Raw genomic sequence first — 6,000 nt, 5'->3', positions numbered from 1 at the left:
GACACGTACAGGTGCGCCAGCACGCACGGGCGCGGTGGGGATCAGGCGGGGGTGGCGGCGGCCGCTGATTGGGCTGTGTGGTGGGAGTGGGCGGGATAGCCTGAGATCATGGGGCGCATCCTGGGGTGGCTGGCGGGTGTGGTGGTCATCGGACTGACGGCGGGCGGGGTATTCGCAGCGCCCGTTCCGGCGGCGCCCGGAGCAGTACCCGAGGGGCCCGGAGCGGTGTCCGAGCGGCCGGGGGCGGTATCGGAAGCGCCGGGAACAGAACCCGAGAGACCAGGAGCGGTGTCCGAAGCGCCGGGAGCAGTACCCGCGGGACCGGGGGCGGTATCGGAAACACCGGGAACAGAACCCGAGAAACCGGGAGCGACATCCGAAACACCGGGAACAGAACCCCAGAAACCGGGAGCAACATCCGAAACACCGGGAACAGAACCCCAGAAACCGGGAGCAACATCCGAAGCGACAGGGGCGGTGTCCGAAGCGCCGGGGGCGGTGTGCGAGGTGACGTCGGGGCGCGAGTTCGCGCGGGCTACTCCGGAACAGGTCGGGTTGGACTCCGGTCGGCTGGATGCCGCCATGAGATTCGCGGCGGGGCGAAATCGGTTGAACGTTCAGGTGTTTCGGCACAACTGCCTGATCGGTACCGGGCCGCACAACTCCGAGACCGGTCACATTCCCTGGAACGTATGGAGCGCCACCAAGAGCGTGGTGTCGCTGGTGGCCGGAATCGCCTGGGATCAGGGGAGACTCGATATCTCCGCGCCGATCGGCAATTATCTGCCGCCGGGACTGGGCGACGAGGCGCATCGTTCGATCACCGTCGAGAACCTGCTCACCGAGACCTCCGGACTGCACATCGGGTTGATCAACGAGGGCGCCACCGCGGTTGTCCCCATCGATCCCAACTGTGCCGTGCAGGCACTCGGCATGCCGCTGGACGATCCGCCCGGCACCGAATTCGCCTACAGCCAGCGCAATGTGGATCTGCTGAGCTACGTCCTGGAGCTCGCGGTCGGCGAGCCGCTACAGCAGTTCGCGCAGCGGGAACTGTTCGATCCGCTGGGCATCGCGCGCGGCGACTACTACTGGGCCCGTGACCGTTCCGGGCACACCTACGGGTACGCCCACCTGATGATCCCGCCCGACGACCTCGCCAAGCTCGGCCTGCTCGTGAGCAACGAGGGCCGGTGGGGCGAGACACAGGTGGTGTCCGGCGAATATCTGCGCCGGGCGATGCGCCCCTCGGAGGCGAACCCTTGCTACGGGTATCTGTTCTGGGTCGGGTCGGGATGCGTCGAGATGCCGCAGTTCCTGCCCTCGGATGTATACGAGATGTCGGGGCTGGGTTTGCAGAACGTCTTCGTCATCCCCAGTCTCGACCTGACGGTGATGTGGACAGGGTTCTTCGGCAATCACAGCAACCTCGGGGTGAGCGGCACCCTGCAGAACTCCACCGAGCTGACGCACGAGTTCTTCCGCAGGCTCTTCGCGGCGTTCCAGGAGCCGCCGGTGCCGGATCCGGGCCCGTACGTAGAACCGCCCGTCCGCCTGGACCCCCGCAACTACTTCGACCCGAACATCACCCTGGGCGTCTTCGGCGTCGGCCCCTACGCCTACCCCGGCTGTAATGTGCTGTCCTGCTTGAACACTCCCCTCGCACCCCCCTTCACCGACGCACCCCCGGGATGCGCGCTGCTCGCCTGCCTCGGACCCGACCCACGCACCCCGGGAATCCGCTGACGCGTTCGAGCTACGCGTCAGAGCTCGGCGACCCCGCGGTGAGGCGTGCCAGCCGCGCGGTGTTCATGTAGTCGCGGAACAGCACCACCTTCCCTTCCCGGACGCGAACCACGTTGACCGACGTGCGAACTCGGGCCCGCCCGGTGCCCGGCCAGGTCATGTCCACGTCGTTCTCCACCAGGATCAGCCCCGGATCGGTGGTCTCGTACACCTGGGGATGAACCGCGTGTATCTCGATTCCCGACAGCCCCGACCACCGCTGTGCAAGGTGCGCGCGAATCGCCTCGCGCCCCTCCAGCCGATCCGGCATACCAGGGATGGTGAACGGGATCTCGAATACCGCGTCGGGAGCCAGCAGGCTCACGAACGCGTCCGGATCCCGGGCCGGGAGCTCCCGGAACAACTGCTCGACCAGCGCCCGCGGGCTCTGCACCGAAGTCTCTGCCATGACAACCTCTTTCATAAGCGGAACGTACGCCCCGTTTATAATCCGGAACGCACGCCCCGTTTGTCAATGGCCGGCCGGTAGACTCGCGCCGTGCAGGAGAAACGGACCTCCGGGGAACCCACCGGCGGTGGCCACCGCGCGCCGCGAGCCGACGCGCGCCGCAATCGCGAACGGGTGCTCATCGCCGCTCGCGAAGCCTTTGCGGCCGAGGGCATCTCGGTGCCGCTGGACGAGATCGCTCGTCGCGCCGGGGTCGGCCCGGGCACCGTCTACCGGCACTTTCCCACCAAGGAGGCGTTGTTTCAGGCGGCGATCACCGACAATGTCGAGCGCATGATCGAGTACGCCCGGACCCTGACCACCGCGGACGATCCGGGCGCGGCGTTCTTCGAATTACTCGACCGCATGGTCGCCGAGGGCGGCGTGAAGCGCGATCTGGCCGAGGCCCTCGGAGGCGGCCACACCGTTGAATCCAGCGGTCCGACAAAGGAATTGGTGATCGAGATCGACGCCCTGCTGCACCGCGCCCAGGACCGCGGAGCCGTGCGGGCCGATATCGATACCGAGGATCTGATGCGAATCCTCAAGGGCGCCTTCCTGGCTGCCCACGCCACCGGCGCCGACGAGGACCAGCGCGCGCGAACGTTCGCCGTGGTATTCGACGGCCTGCGCGCCCGGTGACCGGGGTTCGCGACCGGATCAGAGACACCCGACCGGCCGAGCCGTCGCCGCGGCCCGCACCTCGGCATTGAGCCTGGCGGCGGCGTGGTTGAGCCAGCTCTGGTAGTAGTCGAGAAAGGCCGGGCCCAGCGACCATTCGCCGCGGCGGTAGCCGAGGTAGACGACCCGGCCGCGGGCGGGACCGGCGACGACCAGGCCGATGAAGTCCCCGTAGCCGACGTCGCTGATAACCAGGAAGCCACCGTCCGGCCGACCCGCGCACGGGCCGAGGGTGCCCTGCTCACCACCCGGAAATGGTTGTGCACAAGCGCGATTCGCCGAGCGGACCATCCGCTCCCAGCTGATCCCGCAGTACGGACCGGCACCGACGCCGACACGGGTGAGGAATTCCCGGAAGCCGGGATCCAGCGCCCCGGCCATCACCGACTCCAGCCCCGACAGCCGGTCCGGGTGCACCGGCCAGGTGAGGTAGGAGTGCAGGTTCCCTCCGGAGGGAACATCGTCGTCGAAGGGCCTCGGTAGCAACGCATCCCGCTCGCGCAACCAGTCGAGACGCCCACGAATCCAGTTCAGCCGTACACGCAGTTCGTCCTCCATTGGTTGATCATGGCGATCGAACACCCCTGAGCGCCAACATCATTCGACGTGGTGTCGCAGAGAAATCCCAGGTGGGGGGCGAAGTTACATACCTTTCACCAAGATTGAACATCCCGGAAAAGGAAGAGCCGAGTCGGCGGGGAATCAGAACGGCCGCGGCGGATCGCTGTGGTCCGCCGCGGCCGTTCCGCGAATCTCGTCAGCGCTGCGCGAGCAACACTTCCGCGATCTGAATGGTGTTGAGGGCGGCGCCCTTTCGGAGGTTGTCGCCCGAGATGAACAGCGCCAGACCACGACCCTCCGGAACGCCCGGATCCTGGCGGATGCGGCCGACCAGTGACTCGTCCTTACCGGCCGCCTCCAGCGGGGTGGGAACCTCGACCAGGCGCACGCCGGGCGCACCGGCCAGGATCTCCTGGGCGCGCGCGACCGAAAGCGGCTGCGCGAATTCGGCATTCACCGACAGCGAATGCCCGGTGAAGACCGGCACGCGCACGCAGGTGCCGCTGACGAGCAGATCCGGCAGGCCGAGGATCTTGCGGCTCTCGTTGCGCAGCTTCTGATCCTCGTCGGTCTCGCCGGAGCCGTCGTCGACCAGCGAACCGGCCAGCGGCAGCACGTTGAACGCGATGGGCGCGACGTACTTGTCCGGCTCGGGGAACTCGACCGCGGAACCGTCGTGCGTCAGCTTCTCGGCGTCACCGATCACCGCGCGCGCCTGCGAGGCGAGCTCGTCCACACCGGCCAGTCCGCTGCCGGACACGGCCTGGTAGCTGGAGACGATCAGGCGCTGCAGGCCCGCCTCGTCGTGCAGCGGCTTGAGCACCGGCATCGCCGCCATGGTGGTGCAGTTCGGGTTGGCGATGATGCCCTTGGGCAGGTTGCGGACCTGCTCCGGGTTCACCTCGCTGACGACCAGCGGAACCTCGGGATCCTTGCGCCACGCCGACGAATTGTCGATGACGGTGACACCCGCGGCGGCGAACCGCGGCGCCTGCACCTTCGACATGGTGCCGCCCGCGGAGAACAGCGCGATATCCAGCCCGCTCGGGTCGGCGGTCTCGGTGTCCTCCACCACGATCTCGCCACCGCGCCAGGGCAGCTTCTTCCCGGCCGATCGGGACGAGGCGAAGAACCGCACCTCGTCGGCGGGAAAGTTGCGCTCCTCCAGCAGTTTTCGCATGACGGCGCCGACCTGCCCGGTCGCGCCGACAACGCCTACGCGCACGCCCATGATCAGATCCCCGACCCGGCGTGTACGACCGCCACCTCGTCGCCGCCCAGGTCGAAGGCCTTGTGCAGCACCTTCACGGCGTCGTCCAGCTCGGTGTCCTTGACCAGCACCGAGATCCGGATCTCCGAGGTGGAGATCAGGTCGATGTTGATCCCATTCTGCGCCAACGCCTCACAGAAGGTGGCGGTGACGCCCGGGTGGCTCTTCATACCGGCGCCGACCAGCGACACCTTGCCGATGTGGTCGTCGAACAGGACCTGCGAGAAGCCGATATCGCCCTGCCGCTTGGTCAGGAACTCCACTGCCTTGGGACCGTCGGTCTTGGGCAGGGTGAAGGTGATGTCGGTCTTGCCGGTCTCCACCTTGGAGATGTTCTGCAGCACCATGTCGATGTTGATCTCGGCATCGGCGATGGCACGGAACACCTTGGCGGCGTAGCCCGGCTCGTCCGGCAGGCCCACCACGGTCACCTTGGCCTCGCTGCGATCGTGCGCGACGCCGGTGAGGATTGCTTTCTCCAAGGGGATGTCCTCCATCCATCCGTAAACGTAGGTGCCGTTCTTGTCCGTGTACGAGCTGCGCACATGCACAGGCACGTTGAAGCTGCGCGCGTATTCCACGCAGCGCAGCATGAGCACCTTGGACCCGCAGGCCGCCATCTCCAGCATCTCCTCGAAGGAGACCTGTTCCAGGCGCTGCGCATCCGGGACGATCCGCGGGTCGGCGGTGAAGATGCCGTCCACGTCGGTGTAGATCTCGCAGACGTCGGCCTCCAGCGCCGCGGCCAGCGCCACCGCGGTGGTGTCGGATCCGCCGCGACCGAGCGTGGTCACGTCCTTCGAATCCTGCGACACACCCTGGAACCCGGCGACCAGCACGACGAAGCCCTCGTCGAGCGCCTCACGCACCCGCGACGGGGTCACATCGATGATCCGCGCGTTGCCGTGCGAACCGGTGGTGATCACACCGGCCTGCGAACCGGTGAACGAACACGCCTCCGCACCCAGCGAGTGGATCGCCATGGCGACCAGCGCGTTGGAGATGCGCTCGCCCGAGGTCAGCAGCATGTCCATCTCGCGCGGCGGCGGCGAGGGTGCCACCTGCTGGGCCAGGTCCAGCAGTTCATCGGTGGTGTCGCCCATCGCGGAGCAGACGACCACGACGTCGTGGCCCTGCTTCTTCGTCTCCACGATCCGCTCAGCGACGCGCCGGATACGCTCGGCTGACTCGAGCGAGGATCCTCCGTACTTCTGAACGACGAGAGCCACGACGGGGTCCTCCAAAGATCGACTAG

6 protein-coding genes are annotated in these 6,000 nt (G+C 67.2%); 2 read left to right on the top strand and 4 right to left on the bottom strand.

All coding sequences use genetic code 11. The annotated features are described in order from the left end of the window. The first annotated feature begins 507 nt into the window (after positions 1–507). Positions 508–1,746 (top strand): serine hydrolase domain-containing protein, encoded by a 1,239-nt coding sequence (locus NM1_RS24600; protein WP_246011676.1) that lies wholly within the window; start codon positions 508–510, stop codon positions 1,744–1,746. A gap of 10 nt (positions 1,747–1,756) precedes the next feature. Here the strand turns inward: NM1_RS24600 and NM1_RS24595 are convergent, their stop codons facing one another. Then, positions 1,757–2,194, bottom strand: a complete 438-nt coding sequence (locus tag NM1_RS24595; RefSeq protein WP_068024293.1) for a nuclear transport factor 2 family protein — start codon at positions 2,192–2,194, stop codon at positions 1,757–1,759. Positions 2,195–2,284: 90 nt separating this feature from the next. Here NM1_RS24595 and NM1_RS24590 point away from each other — a divergent pair, with 90 nt between their 5' ends. Next, a complete protein-coding gene (locus NM1_RS24590) occupies positions 2,285–2,875 on the top strand; it encodes a TetR/AcrR family transcriptional regulator (RefSeq protein ID WP_068024230.1) in 591 nt (196 codons plus the stop codon). Positions 2,876–2,893: 18 nt separating this feature from the next. Here NM1_RS24590 and NM1_RS24585 read toward each other — a convergent pair whose 3' ends face one another. The 3 genes from NM1_RS24585 to NM1_RS24575 form a co-directional block, all read right to left on the bottom strand. Continuing rightward, positions 2,894–3,472, bottom strand: coding sequence for a hypothetical protein (locus NM1_RS24585; RefSeq protein ID WP_068024227.1), 579 nt, complete (start codon positions 3,470–3,472; stop codon positions 2,894–2,896). A gap of 199 nt (positions 3,473–3,671) precedes the next feature. Beyond that, positions 3,672–4,706: an aspartate-semialdehyde dehydrogenase gene (locus NM1_RS24580; RefSeq protein WP_068024224.1), complete on the bottom strand. Its 1,035-nt coding sequence runs from the start codon at positions 4,704–4,706 to the stop codon at positions 3,672–3,674. A gap of 2 nt (positions 4,707–4,708) precedes the next feature. Next, the gene (locus NM1_RS24575) at positions 4,709–5,974 is read right to left on the bottom strand and encodes an aspartate kinase (RefSeq protein WP_068024289.1); all 1,266 of its coding nucleotides are present in this window, start codon (positions 5,972–5,974) and stop codon (positions 4,709–4,711) included. Positions 5,975–6,000 lie beyond the last annotated feature (26 nt).

The organism is Nocardia mexicana NBRC 108244 (assembly GCF_001613165.1).
GTDB lineage: Bacteria > Actinomycetota > Actinomycetes > Mycobacteriales > Mycobacteriaceae > Nocardia > Nocardia mexicana.
This window is presented reverse-complemented; position numbering and strand designations above follow the sequence as displayed.